Source organism: Saccharopolyspora thermophila (genome assembly GCF_014646075.1).
In the GTDB taxonomy this organism is placed as follows: domain Bacteria; phylum Actinomycetota; class Actinomycetes; order Mycobacteriales; family Pseudonocardiaceae; genus Saccharopolyspora; species Saccharopolyspora thermophila.
Window position 1 is genome coordinate 256,967 of record NZ_BMMT01000003.1, and the last position, 19,422, is coordinate 276,388.

General features: G+C 72.1%; 22 protein-coding genes. 2 read left to right on the forward strand and 20 right to left on the reverse strand.

Going from position 1 to position 19,422, the window contains the following annotated elements:
• Positions 1–2 precede the first annotated feature (2 nt).
• The 6 genes from IEY17_RS07370 to glmS form a co-directional block, all read right to left on the reverse strand.
• Positions 3–647: a DedA family protein gene (locus IEY17_RS07370; protein WP_188986531.1), complete on the reverse strand. Its 645-nt coding sequence runs from the start codon at positions 645–647 to the stop codon at positions 3–5.
• Positions 644–1,123: a tRNA (adenosine(37)-N6)-threonylcarbamoyltransferase complex ATPase subunit type 1 TsaE gene (gene tsaE, locus IEY17_RS07375; protein ID WP_229679918.1), complete on the reverse strand. Its 480-nt coding sequence runs from the start codon at positions 1,121–1,123 to the stop codon at positions 644–646. Before tsaE ends, IEY17_RS07370 begins: the two co-directional genes overlap by 4 nt.
• Complete coding sequence (locus IEY17_RS07380) at positions 1,120–2,211, reverse strand: alpha/beta fold hydrolase (RefSeq protein ID WP_188986532.1); 1,092 nt, start codon at positions 2,209–2,211, stop codon at positions 1,120–1,122. Before IEY17_RS07380 ends, tsaE begins: the two co-directional genes overlap by 4 nt.
• Positions 2,208–3,371 carry an alanine racemase gene (alr, locus tag IEY17_RS07385; protein ID WP_188986533.1) on the reverse strand — a complete coding sequence of 388 codons (1,164 nt, stop codon included), beginning with the start codon at positions 3,369–3,371 and terminating at the stop codon, positions 2,208–2,210. Before alr ends, IEY17_RS07380 begins: the two co-directional genes overlap by 4 nt.
• Before the next feature lie 129 nt (positions 3,372–3,500).
• Complete coding sequence (locus tag IEY17_RS07390; protein WP_188986534.1) at positions 3,501–5,024, reverse strand: NAD(P)H-hydrate dehydratase; 1,524 nt, start codon at positions 5,022–5,024, stop codon at positions 3,501–3,503.
• A gap of 136 nt (positions 5,025–5,160) precedes the next feature.
• Positions 5,161–7,023 (reverse strand): glutamine--fructose-6-phosphate transaminase (isomerizing), encoded by a 1,863-nt coding sequence (gene glmS, locus IEY17_RS07395; protein WP_188986535.1) that lies wholly within the window; start codon positions 7,021–7,023, stop codon positions 5,161–5,163.
• Positions 7,024–7,216: 193 nt separating this feature from the next.
• Between glmS and IEY17_RS07400 the strand changes: the two genes are divergently transcribed.
• On the forward strand, positions 7,217–8,050 hold the full coding sequence (locus IEY17_RS07400) for a dienelactone hydrolase family protein (RefSeq protein ID WP_188986536.1): 834 nt from the start codon (positions 7,217–7,219) through the stop codon (positions 8,048–8,050).
• A gap of 168 nt (positions 8,051–8,218) precedes the next feature.
• Positions 8,219–8,827, forward strand: a complete 609-nt coding sequence (locus IEY17_RS07405) for a hypothetical protein (protein WP_188986629.1) — start codon at positions 8,219–8,221, stop codon at positions 8,825–8,827.
• 41 nt (positions 8,828–8,868) lie between these two features.
• Here IEY17_RS07405 and IEY17_RS07410 read toward each other — a convergent pair whose 3' ends face one another.
• From IEY17_RS07410 to IEY17_RS07470, 14 genes are all read right to left on the reverse strand, one after another.
• A complete protein-coding gene (locus IEY17_RS07410) occupies positions 8,869–9,441 on the reverse strand; it encodes a hypothetical protein (RefSeq protein WP_188986537.1) in 573 nt (190 codons plus the stop codon).
• Positions 9,442–9,469: 28 nt separating this feature from the next.
• Complete coding sequence (locus IEY17_RS07415; RefSeq protein ID WP_188986538.1) at positions 9,470–12,175, reverse strand: YML083C domain-containing protein; 2,706 nt, start codon at positions 12,173–12,175, stop codon at positions 9,470–9,472.
• On the reverse strand, positions 12,175–12,483 hold the full coding sequence (locus IEY17_RS07420; protein WP_188986539.1) for a hypothetical protein: 309 nt from the start codon (positions 12,481–12,483) through the stop codon (positions 12,175–12,177). Before IEY17_RS07420 ends, IEY17_RS07415 begins: the two co-directional genes overlap by 1 nt.
• Positions 12,484–12,635: 152 nt before the next feature.
• Positions 12,636–12,806: a Z-ring associated ZapG family protein gene (locus IEY17_RS07425; protein ID WP_188986540.1), complete on the reverse strand. Its 171-nt coding sequence runs from the start codon at positions 12,804–12,806 to the stop codon at positions 12,636–12,638.
• Positions 12,807–12,888: 82 nt separating this feature from the next.
• Entirely contained in the window at positions 12,889–13,137 is a 249-nt protein-coding gene (locus IEY17_RS07430) for a hypothetical protein (RefSeq protein ID WP_188986541.1), read from the reverse strand.
• Positions 13,138–13,178: 41 nt separating this feature from the next.
• Positions 13,179–13,307 carry a hypothetical protein gene (locus IEY17_RS25760; protein ID WP_268240308.1) on the reverse strand — a complete coding sequence of 43 codons (129 nt, stop codon included), beginning with the start codon at positions 13,305–13,307 and terminating at the stop codon, positions 13,179–13,181.
• 7 nt (positions 13,308–13,314) lie between these two features.
• Positions 13,315–13,470 (reverse strand): hypothetical protein, encoded by a 156-nt coding sequence (locus IEY17_RS07435; protein WP_188986542.1) that lies wholly within the window; start codon positions 13,468–13,470, stop codon positions 13,315–13,317.
• 52 nt (positions 13,471–13,522) lie between these two features.
• Positions 13,523–14,857: a phosphoglucosamine mutase gene (gene glmM / locus IEY17_RS07440; protein ID WP_188986543.1), complete on the reverse strand. Its 1,335-nt coding sequence runs from the start codon at positions 14,855–14,857 to the stop codon at positions 13,523–13,525.
• 149 nt (positions 14,858–15,006) lie between these two features.
• A complete protein-coding gene (gene rpsI / locus IEY17_RS07445; protein ID WP_373289854.1) occupies positions 15,007–15,447 on the reverse strand; it encodes a 30S ribosomal protein S9 in 441 nt (146 codons plus the stop codon).
• 26 nt (positions 15,448–15,473) lie between these two features.
• A complete protein-coding gene (rplM, locus tag IEY17_RS07450; protein ID WP_188986544.1) occupies positions 15,474–15,920 on the reverse strand; it encodes a 50S ribosomal protein L13 in 447 nt (148 codons plus the stop codon).
• Positions 15,921–16,295: 375 nt separating this feature from the next.
• A complete protein-coding gene (locus IEY17_RS07455; RefSeq protein WP_188986545.1) occupies positions 16,296–16,583 on the reverse strand; it encodes a WXG100 family type VII secretion target in 288 nt (95 codons plus the stop codon).
• A 67-nt stretch (positions 16,584–16,650) separates the two neighbouring features.
• On the reverse strand, positions 16,651–16,953 hold the full coding sequence (locus tag IEY17_RS07460; RefSeq protein ID WP_229679920.1) for a WXG100 family type VII secretion target: 303 nt from the start codon (positions 16,951–16,953) through the stop codon (positions 16,651–16,653).
• Positions 16,954–17,100: 147 nt separating this feature from the next.
• Positions 17,101–17,439 (reverse strand): hypothetical protein, encoded by a 339-nt coding sequence (locus IEY17_RS07465; RefSeq protein WP_188986547.1) that lies wholly within the window; start codon positions 17,437–17,439, stop codon positions 17,101–17,103.
• Between the two features lie 69 nt (positions 17,440–17,508).
• Entirely contained in the window at positions 17,509–19,332 is a 1,824-nt protein-coding gene (locus IEY17_RS07470; protein ID WP_188986548.1) for a type VII secretion-associated protein, read from the reverse strand.
• Between the last annotated feature and the right edge of the window lie 90 nt (positions 19,333–19,422).

Below are 19,422 nucleotides of genomic sequence, written 5' to 3' on the forward strand. Positions count from 1 at the left end.
ATTCAGACCCGGTCCGCGTGGGACTCCGGGACGTCCGCCGTGCGGTTCGCGCCAGGGCGCGCGGGGCATCGGCGGCGGAGTCGCCAGACCGCGAAGGCGACCAGCGCCGCCACCGCCAGCAGCGGCATCCCCGCGACACCGACGACCGTCTGAACCTGCTCGTAGGCCGCTCCGGACCACGCGCCGAGCAGGACCAGGGTCGTGGCCCAGGCCGCGGCCGCCGGTGCGTTGCAGGCGGTGAAGCGCAGGTGGGACATGCCGGAGTGACCCGCCAGGCGCGGCACCAGCGTCCGCACCACCGCGAAGCACTGCGACGTCGACACCGCCACCGCGGCACGACCGTCCATTGCGGACTCCAGCCGCGCCAGCCGCTCCTCGCCGACCCGGCGCACCAGGTGGCGCTGCACCGGACCGAGACTCCTGCCCCGCAGAAACCCGTGCTGGCAGCCCAGGGCCGTCGCGCCGAAGGCGCTCACCGCGGCCACCCACACCTCCACCACGCCCTGCCCGGCGAGCCAGCCCAGGGCGAGCACCGTGCCCGATCCCGGTAGGAACACCCCGACCAGCAGCCCGGACTCGGCGAACAGCAGCACCACGGCGGCCACCAGCGCGAGCGGGGCCGGGACGCCCGCGAGGAAGTCGGTCACCGGGCGGCGAGTTGCGCCAACCGCGGCGCCCACGACTCGCCGTGCGGTTCCGCGGTGAGCTCGCGGACGTCGTCGTCGCGGCGACGCAGCCGCAGCAACAGATAGGAGTCCGCGAGCCGCTCGGCGAGGCCCTCGCCCCACTCCACGACCACCGCCGACTCCGTCAGGTCGGTGTCCAGGTCCAGGTCGTCGATCTCGTCCAGGCCGCCCAACCGGTAGGCGTCGACGTGCACCAGCGCCGGGCCGTCACCGGATCCCGGCCGGTGCACCCGCGCGATCACGAACGTCGGCGAGGTCACCGCACCGGTGACCCCCATCCCGGCCGCGATGCCGCGCGCCAGCACGGTCTTGCCCGCCCCCAGCGGGCCGTCCAGCAGCACGAGATCACCCGCGCGCAGCAGCGCCCCCAACCGCCGGCCGAACTCGAGCGTGTCGGACTCCTGCGGCAGTTCAATGGTGTGCAGCGCAGCGCTCAACCCCCGGTCACCTCCCCGGTCTTGTCCTCGACCGCCCGGCGCAGCAGCGCGATCAGCTCCTCGGTGACCAGCTCGTGCCGCTCCAGCATCACTGGGTGCCCGGCCCCCTCCACGCGCACCACCCTGGCGTGGGGCAGCTCCGCGGCCATCACCTCGGCATGCGGCGAATACGGCGTGAGCCGGTCGACGTCCCCGCTGAGCACCAGCACCTCGCAGGTGCTCAGCGCGGCGAGCGCGGTCCGGCGATCGTGCGTGCTGATGGTGTCGAGGAAGTTTGTGACCACCTCGACGGTGGTGGCGCCGATCATCTCGGCCACCAGGTCCACCACCGCCGGGGAGATCTCGCCGTCCCCGAACGACAGGGTGCGGATCAGGCTCCAGGCCAGCCGGTCACCCATCCGCCGGGTGCGCTCGACCAGCTCCGGCTGGAACCCGGCGAGCAGCGCCAGCCCGCGCGGCACGGGATTGGCGCGGGACAGCCACGGCCGCGGCAGCCCGGACGCGCCGATCGCCCCGGCCGACGTGCCGATCAGCGCCACCGCCCGCACCCGGTCGCGGAACAGCTCGGGGCGCTGCTCGGCCAGCGCCATGATCGCCATGCCGCCCATCGAGTGCCCGACCAGCGCGACCGGCCCCTCGCGGGCGGTTGCCCGCAGCACCGCGTCCAGGTCCCGGCCGAGCTGTTCGATGGTGCTGTTGTGCTTGGCCGAGCGCCCGGAGCGGCCGTGGCTGCGCTGGTCGAACAGCACCAGCCGCACCCGCGGCGCGGTCAGCTCCGGCAGGTCGCGGCGCTGGAAGTGCCAGCAGCGGGAGTCGAGCGCGAACCCGTGCACGAGCACCACGGACAGCTCGGCGTCACCGCCGTCGACGGGCTGGATCTCCTGCACCGCCAGCGGAACGCCGTCATCAGCGGCCACAGTGGACTCGCGGTCCGGGCGCAGCCGGCCCAGCGGCTCCGCGGCGTGCGGGTCGGCCTTGCGCAGCGCGGCCACCCGCGAGCTGTGCGCGGCCACGCCCACCACGGCGCCGGTGATCGCGGCGCCGAGCACCCCGCTGGTCCAGGCCAGCGCCTGCCAGACCGGCTTCACGGCCCCTCCGCGGTGCCCCGCGCCTCCTCGGCGACCACGGTGCGCGTGACGCGCGGCCGGTACAGGCCGGTCACGATCTCGTAATGGATCGTCCCGATCGCCTCCGCCCACTCCGCGGCGGTCGGCTCGCCCCGGTCGCCCGGGCCGAACAGCAGCACCTCGTCGCCCTCGCGGACCTCGTCGTCGCCGCAGTCGACCACCAGCTGGTCCATGCAGACCCGCCCGACCACCCGACGCCGCCGCCCCGCCAGCCACACCTCCATACGCCCGGACAGGGTGCGCGGCACGCCGTCGGCGTAGCCCACCGGCACCAGGGCGAGGGTGGTCGGCCGCGGCGCGGTCCAGGTCTGGCCGTAGGAGACGCCCTCCCCGGCGGGGACGCGCCTGGTCGCCACCACCGACGAGCGGAACGTCATCGCCGGGCGCAGACCGTGGTCGCCGTCCTGCGGGACGGGATCCAGGCCGTAGACGGCGATCCCCGGCCGCACCAGCTCGAAGTGCAGGTCCGGTCGGGTGAGCACCGCCGCCGAGTTGGCCAGGTGGCGGATCGGAGTGAGCCCCGCCGCGCGGGCCTGCTCGTAGGCGCGCTGGAAGCGCTCCGCCTGCCGGTCGATCGAGGGGTGGCCGGGTTCGTCGGCGCAGGCCAGGTGCGACCAGACGGCCACGGCCTCGATGCGTCCGTCGGCCTCGGCCTTCGCGGCGGCCTCCACCAGAGCGGGCCACAGCTCGGGCGGGCAGCCGTTGCGGCACAACCCGGTGTCGATCTTGAGGTGCACGCGGGCGGCGCGGTCCCGCTGCTCGGCCGCGACGATGATCCGCTCCAGCTCCGTGGGTGTGGAGGCGGCGAGGTCGATGTCGGCCGCGACGGCGGGGGCGAAGTCGTCATTCGCGGCGTGCAGCCAGCACAGCACCGGGGCGGTGATGCCCCCCGCGCGGAGCTGGAGGGCCTCGCCGAGGGACGCGACGCCGAGGCTGTCCGCGCCCGACCGCAGCGCCGCGCGCGCGACCGCCAGGGCGCCGTGCCCGTAGCCGTCGGACTTCACGATCGCCATCGTGCGGGCGCCCGACCTGCTGGCACGCCCCGACAGCACGCTCACGTTGTGGCGGATCGCGTCGAGGTCGATGCGCAGGTCGGCGCGGTGGGCGGGCTGGTCACTCATGGCATCGCCATCGTCGCACACCACCCGCAGCGCAGGTCCCCGGTCCCGGACCAGCACACCGGCATGGACCAGCGCAACCCCACCCGGACCGGCAGCGTTCACCCGGGTGACCGGTCCGACGGCACCTGTTCAGGTGAGGGCTGCGGTGCGGACCAGGCGGATCGCATCGGGGACCGCCGCGAGCAGGGCCGACGCTCCGATCGGCGCCCCCACCTGCGCGCCGGCCGGGCGGTCGCGGGTCGCCCCGCGGGCCGCCAACTCCGCCGCCAGGGCGTGCACGTGGGCAGCGTAGCCGCAGGCCAGCCACGGTTCGATGCCGCTGGCCAGGAGGGCCCCGATCAGGCCGGTGAGCACGTCACCGGACCCGGCCGTGGCCGGCCAGGCGTGACGCGAGTCGTTGACCAGCACCCGGCCGTCCGGCGCGGCGATGATCGTGGTGTTGCCCTTCAGCAGCAGCACCGCGTCGAAGCGGGCCGCGACCTCCCGGGCCGCCGCGACCCGGTCCGCGCCCGGTTCCTCCCCGGCCAGGCGAGCGAACTCCCCGGCGTGCGGCGTCAGCACCACCGGCACGTCCGGGTCGCGGGCGTCCCACAGGGTCTCGTCGGCGGCGAACAGGGTGATCGAGTCCGCGTCGGCGCACACCGGCCGCCCGGACTCCAGCACGTGGCGAAGCACGTCCCGGCCGCTCGCGCCGGTGCCGATGCCCGGCCCGACCGCCCACGCCTGCACCCGCCCGGCGTCGGCGACGGACCCGGTCGCCACCACCTCCGGCCAGTGCGCGCGGACCACGTCGGCCGCCGGCCCTGCGTAGCGAACCATGCCGGAGGTCGCCTGCACGGCAGCACCGCTGGCCAGCACCGCCGCGCCGGGGTAGGTCGCCGACCCGGCGGCCACCCCGACCACGCCCTGGCTGTACTTGTCATCGTCGGCCCGCGGTACCGGCCAGGCCGCCCCGATCTCCGCGGCCTCCAGCAGGGACAACTCCGGGTCCGGCAGCTCGTCGGCCACTCCGATGTCGACCACCTCGACGTCCCCGGACAGCACCGAGCCGGCCCCCAGCACGTGGCAGGGCTTGCGGCCGCCGAACGTGACCGTCACGTCCGCCTCGACCGCCGGGCCGTCCACCGTCCCGGTCACCGGGTCCACACCGCTGGGCAGGTCCACGGCGACGACCGGCACGGTCACGCGACGCACCAGCTCCGCCGCCGTCGCCCGCAGCGGGCCCCGCCCGGACAGCCCCACGATGCCGTCGATCACCACGTCGGCGCGTTGCACCGCGTCCGCGGCATCCGCGCCGATGCCCGCGGTGTCCGGGCTCGCGCCCTCCGCCGGGACCGCACGCCCCCCGGTGCGGCGCAGCGCGGCGAGCCCGGCCGGGTGCGCCTTCTCCGGGGCGAGCAGCACGGCGGTCACGCCAACGCCGCGGCGGCGGAGGAAGGCCCCGGCCCACAGGGCGTCGCCGCCGTTGTTACCCGCCCCGACCAGTAGCGCCACCCGGCGACCGGCCACGCCGCCAGTGGATTCGGCCAGCACGCGGGCGGTGTGGACGGACACGGCGAACGCGGCGCGGCGCATCACCGTCGGCTCGGGCGTCCGGGCGAACAACCGCTGTTCGGCGGCGCGGATCTGGTCCGGGGTCCACACTCCCTGCATCGCGTCCTCCCTCATCACCGGTGCGCCCAGTCTGCCCGCCCGCGGCGCGCGGCAGATCCCGACATGCCCGGCGCGGAACACCTTTCGACGACGACGAACGCCCGGCGATCACTCCAGGGGTGTGCGTGCGCGAAGCTCACTCGACGGTGACGGACTTGGCCAGGTTGCGGGGCTTGTCCACGTCGTATCCGCGGGCCCGGGCGATCTCGGCCGCCAGCACCTGCAGCGGCACCGTCGACACCAGCGGCTGCAGCAACGTTGGCACCGCCGGGATGGTGACCAGTTCGTCGGCGAACGGCCGCACCGCCTCGTCACCCTCCTCGGCCAGGACGATGGTGCGCGCGCCGCGCGCCTGGATCTCGCGGATGTTGGACACCATCTTGGCGTGCAGCAGGGCCCGGCCGGTCGGCGACGGCATCACCACGACCACCGGCAACCCCTCCTCGATCAGCGCGATCGGGCCGTGCTTGAGCTCGCCGGCGGCGAAGCCCTCGGCGTGCATGTAGGCAAGCTCCTTGAGCTTGAGCGCGCCCTCCAGCGCCACCGGGTAGCCGACGTGGCGACCCAGGAACAGCACCGCCTTGGCGTCGGCCATCTCGCGACCCAGTCGCCGCACCTGCTCCACAGTGGACAGAGTGCGGCGCACCGCGTCCGGCATCGCGGCCAGCTCGGCGAACTCGCGCGCCACCTCGTCGGAGTACTTCGTGCCGCGCGCCTGCGCCAGGGCCAGCCCGACCAGGTAGTTCGCCGCGATCTGGGCCAGGAACGTCTTGGTCGCGGCGACCCCGATCTCCGGGCCGGCGTGGGTGTAGAGCACCGCGTCGGACTCGCGCGGGATCTGCGCGCCGTTGGTGTTGCAGATCGCCAGCACCCGCGCCCGCTGGGTGCGCGCGTGCCGCACCGCTTCGAGGGTGTCGGCGGTCTCGCCGGACTGCGAGATCGCCACCACCAGGGTGTCGCGGCCCAGCACCGGGTCGCGGTAGCGGAACTCGCTGGCCAGCTCGACCTCCACCGGTACCCGGCACCAGTGCTCGATGGCGTACTTGGCGAGCAGCCCGGAGTGGTAGGCGGTGCCGCAGGCGACCACGAAGACCTTGTCCACGTCGCGCAGGTCCTGCTCGGTCAGCCGCAGCTCGTCGAGCACGATGCCGCCGGAGGCGAAGTGCCCGCGCAGCGTGTTCTCCAGCGCCTCGGGCTGCTCCTCGATCTCCTTGAGCATGAAGTAGTCGTGGCCGCCCTTCTCGGCGGCCGACAGGTCCCAGTCGACCCGGAACGGCTTGGCCTCGACGTCCTGACCCCAGAAGTCGGTCACCCGGTAGCCGTCGCGGGTGATGGTGACCACCTGGTCCTGGCCGAGCTCCACCGCGTCGCGGGTGTGCTCGATGAACGCGGCCACGTCGGAGGCGACGAAGTGCTCGCCCTCGCCGACCCCGACGACCAGCGGGGACGACCGGCGGGCGGCGACGATCGTGCCCGGCTCGGCGGCGTGCGTGACGACCAGCGTGAACGCGCCCTCCAGCCGCCGGACGACCGCGCAGACGCTGGCGGTCAGGTCACCGGCGGTCGGGCCGTCGGCGTAGGCGGCGGCGATCAGGTGCGCCGCGATCTCGGTGTCGGTGTCGCTGGCCATCTCGGTGCCCGCCGCCTCGAGCTCGGCGCGCAGGACCGCGAAGTTCTCGATGATCCCGTTGTGCACCACCGCGACCTGGCCACTGCTGTCGCGGTGCGGGTGGGCGTTGCGGTCGGTGGGCGCCCCGTGGGTGGCCCACCGGGTGTGCCCCATGCCGCTGTTGCCCTCGAACCGGGAGCCGTCGGCTTCGGCGAGCCGCTTCTCCAGGTTGGACAGCGCGCCCGCGGCCCGCTCCACCGCGATGCTGCCCGTCCCGTCGAGCAGGGCCACCCCGGCCGAGTCATAGCCGCGGTACTCGAGCCGCCGGAGTCCGCCCAGGACGACGTCGAGCGCCTGGCGATGTCCTACGTAACCAACGATGCCGCACACCCGAACCAGCGTAGCTACTCCGAATGGTTTGAACCTCCGCAGCCGTGGACGGGACGCCGGCCGGTTCACGCGGCAGTGCAGGTCGCGGGCCAGGCACGTGGCCCGGTTGTGGGATCCCCGACACCGCCCGCGGAGCCGGACCCACGCGGCAGCGACCGCGCGTGGCCGCGCGGGTCCGCTACCGTTGCTGACCATGGCGCGCACTGCCAAAAAGGCCCCTTCCGCGAAGAAGGCGTTCGAAGAACTGTCCCGGCGGGGACCGCACGACGTGCTGCACGGCGACCTCGCCCTCGTCGGGCTGCCCGGCATCGTGTGCACGCCGCGCAGCGGCCTCGGCCTGCCCGCGGTCGCGTTCGGGCACGGCTGGCTGCAACCGCCGCGGCGCTACCTCGGTCTGATGCGCCACCTGGCGTCGTGGGGCATCGTCGTCGCCGCGCCCGCCACCCAGCGGGGGGTTTTCGCCTCGCACCGGCTGTTCGCCACCGACCTGCGCACCGCGCTCGACGTCTGCGTGGGCGTCCGGCTCGGCGACGGCGGCATCAGCGTCGACGAGCAGCGGCTCGGGGTGGCCGGGCACGCCATGGGCGGCGGGTGCGCGGTGCTCGCGGCGGCCGAGGACGAGCGGGTGCGCGCGGTGGCGACCCTCGCCGCGGCCGAGACCAGGCCGTCGGCGTTCGAGGCGGCGAACCGGGTGCGCGTGCCCGGCCTACACGTCGCGGCGGGCAACGACCTGCTCGCCCCGCCGGTGGCCAACGCCGAACCGATCGCCCGCGCCTGGGGCGGCCCGGTGCAGCTGCGGATCGTGAAGAAGGCCAGTCACCTCGGCTTCGCCGAGGGGCGGCACTGGACGCAGCTGGTCCTGCACGGCAGGTCGGAGTACGCCACGCAGCGGGTCACCAGGGCCCTGCTGACGGCGTTCTTCCTGCGCACCCTGGCCGGTGACCGGCGCGGCGAGGCGCTGCTGGGCGCGGACGTCGGCGGAAGCAGCATCAACCACGACCACACCCGTGGCGACCTCGCCGCGTGACCCACACCTCGGGCGCGATCTCCAGGGCCACGGGACACCCTGTCATCGATCGACACTCCCCGTGAGCAGGTGATCAAAGCTCTGCTGCGGTCGCTGCCGACGAAGTTCGTTCGGGCGGTCGGCAGTTCGCGGTCCACAGCATCGCCCCGGTGGGCCACAATCGGCGCCATGACGTCGCCGCAACCGCCCTACGGGCATCCGCCACAACAGCCACCCGGCCACCCGCACCAGCCGGGTTACCCGCAACAACCCGGCTACCCACAGTGGAACGTCCCACCGCAGCAGGGATATCCGCCGCAGGTTCCCCAGCAGCCCGGCGGACCTTCCCAGCAGGCGCCGCGGCCCAGCCCCGTCTTCGCGATCATCCTCGGGGCCGTCTCGATCGTCGTCGGGCTGGTCGTGCTGATCGACTACCTCGACAGCTCGCTGATCAGCCTGCTCCTGTGTGTTCCGGGTGCCCTGGCGCTGATCGCGGGTGGTGTGCTGCTGATCCTGCGCCTCCGGATCGCGCCGATCCTGATGGTCGTCGCGGCCGCGCTGCTGCTGGGCAACCTGGTCAAGGAGATGGTCCTCGGGTACCTGAACATGGAGCCGGAACGCGGCGAGACGCTCGCCGACGCGCTCTACTCCTGGGCCGGCATCGTGACGTTCGTGCCCGCGGCCGTCCTGGCCGGGCTGGCCTTCCTGCCGCCCGTGCGCAACGCGTTCCGGCCGAAGGGCGGCAGCGTCCCGCCGTCCACCCCCCAGTTCCCGCAGGGCGGGTATCCCCGACAGTGAGCACTTCGGGCTGTGCTCGCGCGATCACAGCCCGAAGTCCGTCAGCGCAGCCAGCTCTGGTTCTCGAAGTCGTCGTCATCGTCGATGACCGGCTGCCGACGCGGTGCCGGTTTCGGCGCCGGTGGCTTCGGCGGTGCCGCCGGAGGCGGTGTCGGCTGCTGGTTGCGGCGGCCGAACCGGCCTGCCTGGACGGTCCAGCCGCTGCTGGGCTCCGGGTCCGGGGAGGCGTGCCGACCGGGCGGCGCGGACTGCGGCGGGGCCGCCGACTGCGCCGCCGTGGCGGCCGGTTCGTCGGCCTTGCTCCGCTGCTGCGCGTACAGGTGCTGGGAGAAGCGCTCGACCTCGGGATCCGGGTCCTCGGTCTCCGGTTCCTCGCCGACCGCGATCTCCTGCACCCCGCGCTTCTCGTCGGCCCTGCGCAGGTTCTCGGCGCGTTCCCGGATGCGTTGGACCAGCTTCTGACCCTTCTCGGTGAGCTCCTGGGCGCTCCTGTCCGCCGCCTTGGCGGTGTCCGCCCAGGTCTGCTCGACGACCCGGACGCTCGCTACGTGCGTCGTCGTCAGGGCCTCCATGTAGTTGCGGAAGGCCCGCGCACTGTCACTGACGGCCGTCACTGCCCCACCTCTTCATCGGCCCTGCCGCTCATCGCTGCCGGTCCTCACCGAGCACCGACCGGAACCGCACGTTGGACGCGTCGACACCGTCGTCGAACAGCTGCCCCTGGGTGCGCCACGGGCTGGAGTTGGTGCGCTCCTGGTCGCCACCCTGCTGGCCGCCGTGGCCGCCCATCGCGCCCATGCCGCCCATCATGCCGCCCATCGCGGGGGTGCTCTGCCCGGAGCTGCCGGACGTGGCGCCGTTCGGGTCACCGCCGAGCGAGGACAGGCCGGTCGCGCCCTGCGGGCTGCCGGGGGCCGCGTCGCTCAGCGACGACAGCCCGGTCGAACCGCTCGACCCGGGATGGTCGGACTGGCCGAACCCGCCGGCCGGCTGCCCGCCTCCCGGATGGCCACCGCCCGGCTGGTCCTGATCGAGGCCGAACAGCTGGCCGGAGGCACTGCCGAAGGAATTCGGCACCCCCTCGCCGTACCCGCTGAACGAGCCGAAACCGGCCGACTGCGGCATCGTGGCGGCCGGTGCCCCCGTCGCAGCGGGCGCGGTCACCTCGGGAGCCGCACCGCCGGTGTCCGGCGCGGGCATGGTGGTGAACCCGCCCGCGTCCGCAGGCATGGTGGTGAAACCACCCGCATCCGCAGGCATGGTCGTGAACCCGCCCGCGTCCGCAGGCATCGCGGTGAAACCACCCGCGTCCGCAGGCATCGCGGTGAAACCACCCGCATCCGCAGGCATCGCGGTGAAACCACCCGCATCCGCAGGCATGGTCGTGAAACCACCCGCGTCCACGGCGGGGCCACCGGGCCGGCCGCCCTCGGCGCGGAACGCCTCGGTGTACTCGCCCGGCCGGGTCGCCCCGGCACTCATGTAATCGCGCTCGCTGACGTGCTGCGGCTTCGGCTGCTCGTCGCCGAAGTTGATGGTCTGGTGCAACGGCGGCTGGCCACCGCCGTTGTCCACGTTGACCCGGATCTCGCCGGTCGGGGTGCGCTCCAGGGTGATGGTGCGGTCGCCCTCCCGGATCACCGCCTTGCCGTCCTCGCCGGCCTGCACCGGGATCGGGCCCTGACCACCCTGCGCCATGCCACCCGGCATCTGACCGGGCGCGGGCATGGTCCCCCCACCGGGGTGCCCCGGCAGCTGACCTGGCAGCTGGCCCGGCGAGGGCCGACCGGGGTCGCCGGGCTGGCCGAAGTCGACCTCGTAGGTCTTCGGCTTGCCGTCCGGGCCCATCAGCTCGACCTGCATCGTGCCGTCCGGACCGGGTTCCTGGATGGTCACCGCGTCCTGGCCCTCGCCGAGCGTGACCTCCTGCTGGTCGCCCGTGCCACCAGCGCCGCCACCCTGACCCGGCATGCCGGGGACCTCGGGCATCTGCGGCATCTCCGGCGGCTTGGGCGTCTCCGGCATCTCGGGTTTCGGCATCTCGGGCGTCTGCGGCGTCCCGGCGCCGCCGCCACCACCGCCGCCGCCGGTCCCGGCACCACCGCCGCCGCCACCGCCGCCTCCGCCACCGGAGCCGCCGCCCTGCTTTCGACCGCCGCCCTTTCGGTCACCGCCGCCGTCGTCGTCCTTGCCGCCGGGGTTCTTGAAGGGGTTCTCCTCGGCCTTGCCCAACTCGTCGTTGAGCTTCTTCCAGGCGTCGTTGATGTTCTTCTTGGTCTTGTCGCAGAGGTCGGTGAACGCCTTGCACTGGTCCTCGACGGACTTGGCGAAGCACTCACGGACGCCCTTGCGGCACTCGTCCTCGATCTTGCGCTTGACCTCCTCGGTGAGGTCACCGCAGTCCTCGTCGATCGGCACGTTCCAGATCGAGCAGGCCGTGCGCAGCGTGGTGTCATCGTCGGTGCCGTTGGCGACCTTGATGGTGGTGTCCCAGTCCTGCGGCGCCTTGCCACCGATCCTGTCGGCGTACTGGTCGAGCTGGAGCACCGCGCTGGCCTTGCTGCGCACCATCTCGGCGACGGCCTTGACCGTGTCCTGGGTCATCGACGCGGCGTCGCTGACGGTGCTGATCACGCGCTCCTGCGCGGTGGGAGTGAACTTCCCGGAGAAGAACTTCTGGGAGGCATCGGAGGCGCTGCCGGTCCAGCTCTTCCACAACGAGCCGAGCTTGTCGGACATGGTCTGCAGGGATTCCCGCATGCCCTTCTCGGCGGCCTTGAGGTCGTCGATGTTCTTGGCGAACTTGTCGAAGTTCAGCTGGCGCTGCTCGTCGTAGCGCTCCCTGATCTTGTCGACCTTGAGGACCTTGCTGCGGTCGTTGACGTCATGCTCGATCTTCTCGTAGAGCGGGACCCAGTTCTCGAAGAACAGCAGGCCCGGCTTGCCCGCGTCGAGCAGCTCGTCGGCGGTCTTGGCCCCGGCGCCGCCGTGGTCGCCGTTCTCGGCCTTGCGCTTGCTGTCCTCCAGCGCGTTCTTGCCGTTCTGGACGGCCTGGTCGTGCTTCTTGGCCTTGTCGGCGGCCTTGTCCGCCTCCTCCTTGGCGGACTTGTAGGCGTCCTTGAGGTTGTCGTCGCGGTTGAACGCCGACGCGAGAGACTCACCCTGGGTGCGCCAGTAGCCGTCGTCGTACTTGTCCAGGTACGGCTCGACCTCGTCGCGGACGCCGAATATCGCCCAGTCGTCCTCGGCGGCGTAGGCGAGCGCCAGCTGGCGCTTCTTCTCGTCGGAGACGTTCGGGTCGTCCAGGAGCTTCTTGATGTCTTCCCACTTCGGCGTGTCGTCGGACATCAGTTACCCCCGGACTTGACGGTGTCGGCCGCGTCGGCGTCGGACCAGGTGTAGCCGGAGCCGGTCTTCTCGATCTTTCCGGCGAAGTCGTCCATGGCGTCGGCCATGCTGGCCACGCACTTGGAGATCTTGGTCATGGCCTGCTGGTACGGGCCGAAGTTCTCCCCGTGCGCCTTGCCGAAGTCGGCCTGCCCCATCCCCATGTCGGCGATCTTCTTGCTGTGGTCGTCCCGAACCGGGTCCGCAGCACCCCTGATGCTGCCCGCTGTGGAGACGAATTCACCGGCATTTGCCCCGAACCCGGACACCGTTCCCCCTCCTCATCGCTGAGCCGCCCGCCACCGGGACGGTGACGTCGGCAATGGCTCCGACGCCTGCCAAGACCATGTGGTTCCACATCTTGGCAGGTTCGGGCGAGGCAGGATGAGAGATCGGCGTAGGTGCTTGCATCCGTAAAGGATCACCGCGGCGGGTGAGGACCCTGCGGCGGCTGCCCGAAGCCCTGCTGCTGGGCGACGAAGGTCTGCGGCTGCGCGGGCTTGTTGTTCCGGAAGATCAGGAAGGCCACGAGGAAGCCCAGCGCTGCCCCGATCAGCAGTGAGATCAGCACGAAGATGAGCATCGCCGTCATGTCCTGCTCCGTTCCAGCACCGGAGGGGGAATCTGCCGAGCCTGCCCCGGTGCGCATCGCAGGCCGAGCCAGTCCGAGCTGGTCACTGCGGCGGGTAGGGGCCCTGCGGCGGCTGGCCGTAGCCCTGCTGGGGCGGGTAGGGCCCCTGCGGCGGCTGGCCGAAGCCCTGCTGCGGCGGGTAGCCGTACTGCTGGGGCGGGTAGCCGTACTGCTGGGGCGGGTGCCCCGATTTCGTGCGGTTGCTCCGGATGACGAGCACCGCCACAAGCGTGCCGCCACCCACGAGGAGGAGCACGAACAGGATCATCACGAGTTCCCAGCCGCCGATCACGGCACCGATGATGCCAGTTCGGCCGGCAGACCGGGACAGGGTTACTCGAAGATCGTGTGCAGACCCCAGCCCTGGGCGAGGACGACAGCGAGCACGAAGGCGCTGAGGACCATCAGCACCAGGGGTACGACGAGGACCATCATCAGGTCGCCGAGGAACCGTCCGCGCATGGTGCGCCTACCGCCGCCTGCGGTTGACGAACCAGGAGCGGCTCTCGTGCGCGGCGTTCACGGCCTTGAGCCCGGCCAGCGCGAGCGTGGAGAAGATCACGAGAGCGACGACGAGCCCGACGGCGACGAGCCCCACAACGATGGCGACAACGATGGCACCCATGTGAGGAGGCTCTCACAGATCGTGGCCGCATGAGAGATCAAAATCACAAAAATCACCGGATTGCGGCAACGACCTCCGCCAAACGCGCCGCCACCGCCTGCGCACCGTCCTCGCTCGGCGCCTCCACCATCACCCGCACGAGCTGCTCGGTGCCGGACGGGCGCAGCAGCACGCGCCCCGTGTCACCCAGCTCCGCCTCGGCCGCCCGCACCGCCTCACGCACTGCGGGCGCCGCGACCACCGCGGCCTTGTCCGCCACCCGCACGTTGACCAGCACCTGCGGCAACCGGCGCATGACCTTGGCCAGCGACGCCAGCGGTGTGCCGGTGACCGCCACCCGCCCCATCAGCCGCAGCGCGGTGAGCAGGCCGTCACCGGTGGTGGCGTGCCCGGGCAACACGACGTGGCCGGACTGCTCTCCGCCGAGCGCGAAGCCGCCGGCCCGCAGTTCCTCCAGCACGTATCGGTCGCCGACCGCCGTGGTGCGCAGCTGGATGCCGTGCTCACGCATCGCCAGGTGCAGACCGAGGTTGCTCATCACCGTCGCGACCAGCGTGTTCTTGGTGAGCTCGCCCGCCTCGCGCAGCGCCAGCGCGAGGATCGCCATGATCTGATCGCCGTCCACCACGGCCCCGCTGGAGTCCACCGCGAGGCACCGGTCGGCGTCGCCGTCGTGCGCGATCCCGAGGTCCGCACCGTGCTCCACGACCGCGGTTTGCAGTGGCTCCAGGTGGGTGGAGCCGACGCCGTCGTTGATGTTGATGCCGTCCGGTTCGGCGTTGATGGCGATCACCTCGGCCCCGGCCCGGCGGTACGCCTCGGGCGCCGCCGCGGCAGCCGCGCCGTTGGCGCAGTCCACCACGACCCTGAGCCCACCCAGCGGTTGCGGGGCCGCCTCGAGCAGGTGATCGACGTAGCGGTGCACCGCGTCGGGCACGTCCCGCACCCGGCCGACCTGGGCGCCCGTGGGCCGCTCGACCGCCTCCGGCAGCCGCGCCTCGATCTCGTCCTCCACCGCGTCCGGCAGCTTGTGCCCACCGGCGGCGAACAGCTTGATCCCGTTGTCCGGCATCGGGTTGTGCGAGGCAGAGATCATCACGCCCAGGTCCGCGCCCAGCTCGGCCACCAGGTGCGCCACCGCCGGGGTGGGCAGCACGCCGACCCGCAGTACGTCTGCCCCGGCCGAGGTCAGGCCCGCCGTGACGGCCGCCTCCAGCATCTCGCCGCTGGCCCGCGGGTCCCGGCCCACCAGCGCCACCCGGCGCTGCGAATCGTCCCGGTCGTAGAGCACCCGGGCCGCCGCGGCGGCCACCGACATCGCCAGTTCCGGCGTCAGGTCGGCGTTGGCCAACCCGCGCACCCCGTCGGTGCCGAACAACCGAGACATCAGCAGCACGTCCTCCTCATGCGACGCGGAATCTACGCGCCCGGCTACCAGCGCGCAGCGGTGGGGACCAGGTTACGCATACGACTGCGGGAGCAGCCGTTGTCCGCAGTGGACTATCGGCTACTCCCGCAGATCGGATGAAGTTCGCGTCAGCGCTTGCTGTACTGCGGCGCCTTGCGGGCCTTCTTCAGACCGTACTTCTTGCGCTCCTTCTCCCGCGCGTCGCGAGTGAGCATGCCCGCCTTCTTCAGCGCCGGGCGGTCGTCGGGGTCGTAGGCCACCAGGGCCCGGGCGATCGCCATCCGCAGCGCGCCGGCCTGGCCCGACGGGCCGCCACCGCGCAGGTTGGCCACCACGTCGAAGCTCTCCAGCCGCTCGACGGTGACCAGCGGCTCCTTGATCAGCTGCTGGTGCACCTTGTTCGGGAAGTACTGCTCCAGGCTCCTGCCGTTGAGCTTGAAGCCGCCGTTGCCCGGAACCAGCCGGACACGCACCACGGCCTCCTTGCGGCGGCCCACGGTCTGCACCGGACGGCCGGTCGGCACCGGGACCGGGGCGACGGCCTCGGTGGCCTCCTCCGGCGCGCTCACTGCTTCTTCCTGCTGAAGTTCGTCAGTCACTTGTTGACCTTGCCCTTGATCTCGAACGGCTGCGGGTTCTGGGCCTGGTGCGGGTGGTTCGGCCCGGCGTAGACCTTGAGCTTCTTGCCCATGGCCCGGCCAAGCTTGTTCTTCGGCAACATGCCCTTGATCGCCTTCTCGAGCAGCCGCTCGGGGTGCTTCTGCAGCACCTCCCCGAAGGACTGCTTGCGCAGACCACCGGGGTAACCGCTGTGCCGGTAGTGGAACGCCTGCTCGCGCTTGTTACCGGTGAGGGCCACCTTCTCGGCGTTGACGATGACGACGAAGTCGCCGGTGTCGACGTGCGGCGCGTAGGTCGGCTTGTGCTTGCCGCGCAGCAGCGTCGCGGCCTGAGTCGCCAACCGGCCGAGCACCACATCCTCGGCGTCGATCACATGCCAGGCGCGGGTCACCTCGCCGGCCTTCGGGCTGTACGTGCGCACGGGTCTACCTCGTCGTTCGCGTCGGAGTCGTCAGTGCGGAGCCCGTCTTGACCACGCCGGTCGGTTCCCCGGGGAACCCCCTGGAGGGAACCGGCACGTCCATCAGTACGCCGCCGCCGACCGCGATCCGGCTTGCGCCGATCCGTTCCGCTGGCGCGCACTGCAGCCGCGCACCGCACAACAAAGAATGAGGGTACTGGGTGGCTTCTGGCCCGGTCAAAACGGGTCCTCGGTAGCGGGGGCGAGGCTGTTGACCTGCCAGATCGCCATACTCAGGATAGCGAACGCCCGGGGGCGGTACCCCACGCACCCCGGGCAGCGGTGCGGCCCCGGCGGATCACCGGGGCCGCGTGATGACGATCTCAGGAAGCGAGCTCAGAGGAAGCGAGCGGCGTTCTTGGCCTCGCCCGCCTGGAACGCCTCGTTGGCGACGCCGACCGCGGTGCCCATCTTGGCAGCGGTCTCCTGCATCCTCTTGGCCTCCTCGTCCCACTGGCGCTGGGCCTCCTGGTAGGCGGCCTGGGCGTCGCCCTCCCAGGTGGCGACGAGCCGCTGGATCTTGCCCTCCAGCTCGTCCAGCTCGGCCTGGATCTTCTGGGCGGCGGCCTGCAGGTCGTCCGACGCCTGCTGCAGCTCCGCGAAGTTGACCTTGATCTCGCTCATTACCTGTCCCCTCGGAAGAAAACTAATGGTCTAGAAAGTGGAGTTGCACTCGCCGGAGGCGACGGGCTCAGCCCTCGAGCAGCGACTGGATCTTGGAGATCTCGGCCGCCTGCTCCTCCTGGGCCTGCGCGTAGTCCTGACCGGAGCTCCTGACGTTCTGGCCCAGCTCGTCCAGCTTCTGCAGGATCTTCTTGCCGCTCTCCTCGTACTGCTCCATCAGCTTGCGGAAGACGTCGGCGGCCTGGCCCTTCCAGTTCTGCAGCGGCCCCTCCAGGTTGCCGTGCAGCTGCTGGAGCGCCGCCTCGACCGCGCTGCGCGCCTCATCGATGTCGACCGACGCCTGCTGGATCGCCTCGACGTCTGCACCCATTCCAGCCATCTGCGGATGACCCCCTTCGATCTCGTCACCAAGTTCGGATGAACCTGCGACGCAGACATTGCCACGTTCGGTTCCACGTTGTCCCGGATTTCCGTGGAACCCGTTGCTGATGTAAACGCAAGAACGCAAACCCGCAGGTCATCGCATGATTCGCGCTTGCGAAAAGTCGAGATCGCTGCCGTCGGAGGGCGTTTGCTCCTGCGATTTGGGTTCTGCGGAGTTCTGCGCGGGCGCATTCGACTCCGGCTCGGCGAACTCCGGAACCTCCAGTCCCATCCGCTGCCGGTAGGCGAGCGCGGCGGCGCGGTGCTCGGCCGCGGCCTGGCCGCCGGAGCTGGCTTCGCCGCCGGGTTTTGTCGGGCGCTTTCGCGCATCCTCACGGCGGTGGAGGGCTTCGCGGCGGGCCCGGCGGCTGCGACCGACCGCGTTGGCGAGCTCGGATCGGAATCGACGCAGGGATTCTGTGGAATCTGCCATATCAAAGCCTTCCTGCCGGGCGGGCGGATGGGCGTTCGGCGATCCGACGCGCGCAAATTCTCCACCGGTTCAGCGCACTCGGACCGATCCAACGACCTGTTCGCACGCGCGCAGCACGTCCTCCTTGTCGGCGGAGCCGTACTTGCACCCGACGCTGATCCGGAATTGCCCCTGGTACAGCAGGTACCAGTCGACCGTCGCACCGGACAGCGTTTCCTGGTAGTACACCACGTCCCGACCGGCGAAACTGGCCGAAGCGTTGAACCGCGAGAAATGCTCGCCGCGGGCGACTGCCGCCTGGTACTCGGCGCGCAGCTGCTGCACCGCCCGGTTGCGGTCGGTGTCCGTGTCGTAGTCGAACCTGCCCTCCTCGACCGCCACCAGCGAGTCCTGGCTGCCCTCCTGCGGGCCGATCAGGGTCTGCAGTTTCCGCGGATCGCCGCCGATCTGCTTCCAGTGCGCGGGGTAGTCGAACTCGTAGTCGTACTGGACGACGCGGCGCGGTGGATCGTCCTGTTCGGCCTGCGATCCGCTGCCGCTGAAGGCGACGAGCGCGCCGACCGCTGCGGCCAGCACCACGGCCACCGCACCGGCCCCGACCAGCCACGGCGTCCTGCGGGCCCGGCGGCGGCTGCTGCGCTGGTGCCGCACGGGCATGGTCTGGTCGCTGCCGCCGATCACGATGGTGCGGGCGCGGCTAAGCGAGTCGCCCGCCGTCGTGCCCGGGCCGGCCGGGTGGCCACCGGACGGCGGGCCGGAGACCGGGAAGGAACGCACCGTCGTGGCACCCGCCCAGGCACCGGCGGGTGCCAGCCCGCCGCCACGGTCCGGGTCCAGCCGCACCGCGCGCAGCGCGCCGCGCGCCACCACGGTCTCCGGCTGGTCCAAAGTGGTCGGGACGACGCCGGTGCGCTCGTGGATCAGCCGCGCCACCAACGGGATCCGGCTGGAGCCGCCCACCAGGAACACCCCGGCCAGCTGCTGCCGCGGCACGTTGCCCTCGCGCAGCGTGGTCAGCACCAGGTCGGCGGCCTTGGCCAGCGGCGCGGCGATCAGCGCCTCCAGGTCGACGCGGGTGACGTGCGCGTCGGAGAACGGTGGCGGCATCGGCACGTCAGTGTAGGTGTGCCGGGACAGGGTCTCCTTGGCGCCCCGGACGTCCTGGCGCAGTACCCGGCGCCGACGGCGGTCGGCAAGTTCGCGGCCCTCCACCAGCCGCCGCCACGCCTCGGGATCGGTGGCCGAGACGAGGCGTCCCACGTGGTCCAGCAGCGCCTGGTCGATGTCCGCCCCGCCGAAGTTCGGTTCCCCGCGGGTGGCCAGCACCTGGAACGACGAGCCCTGCTTGCGGACCACGCTGGCGTCCACCGTGCCGCCGCCGAGGTCGAGCACGGCCAGTGCGCCGCCGTCGGGCAGTCCGTGGCCGGCGGAGTGGAACACCGCCGCGGCCACCGGTTCGGGCACCAGGACCAGTTCCTTGCCGAGCCCGGCGGCGGCCTGGCGCAGCACCCCGGTGCGCACCGACCCCCAGTCCGCGGGGTGGGTCAGCACGAGCAGGTCGACGGCCGCGCCCCCGGCGAAGCGCCGGGCCTCGCCGACGGCGCGCTGCAGCACCGCGCGCACCACGTCGCCGACCTTGAGCACGCTGCTACCCAGCAGCAGTTCGCCCTCGTCGATGCGGCGCTTGGGGTGGGGTTCGAAACGGGCGGGGTCGACCGCGGCCTGCCGCTCGGCCTCGTGTCCGACGAACAGGGTGCCGTCGGCCGCGGCGAACACCGCCGACGGCACCAGCGGCTGGCCGTCGATGACCACCACCTGCGGTTCGGCACCGCCGACGGACACCACCGTGCATGTGCTCGACGTGCCAAAGTCAATCGAGACGTGCAGGGACACCCAAAGCTCCTTCACCGTCGCCGGAGCGCCTTTTCCGGCGACGTCGTTCGTCCGGCGGCCGAGGCGTCGGGCCCGCCGGCTCCCCCCGAG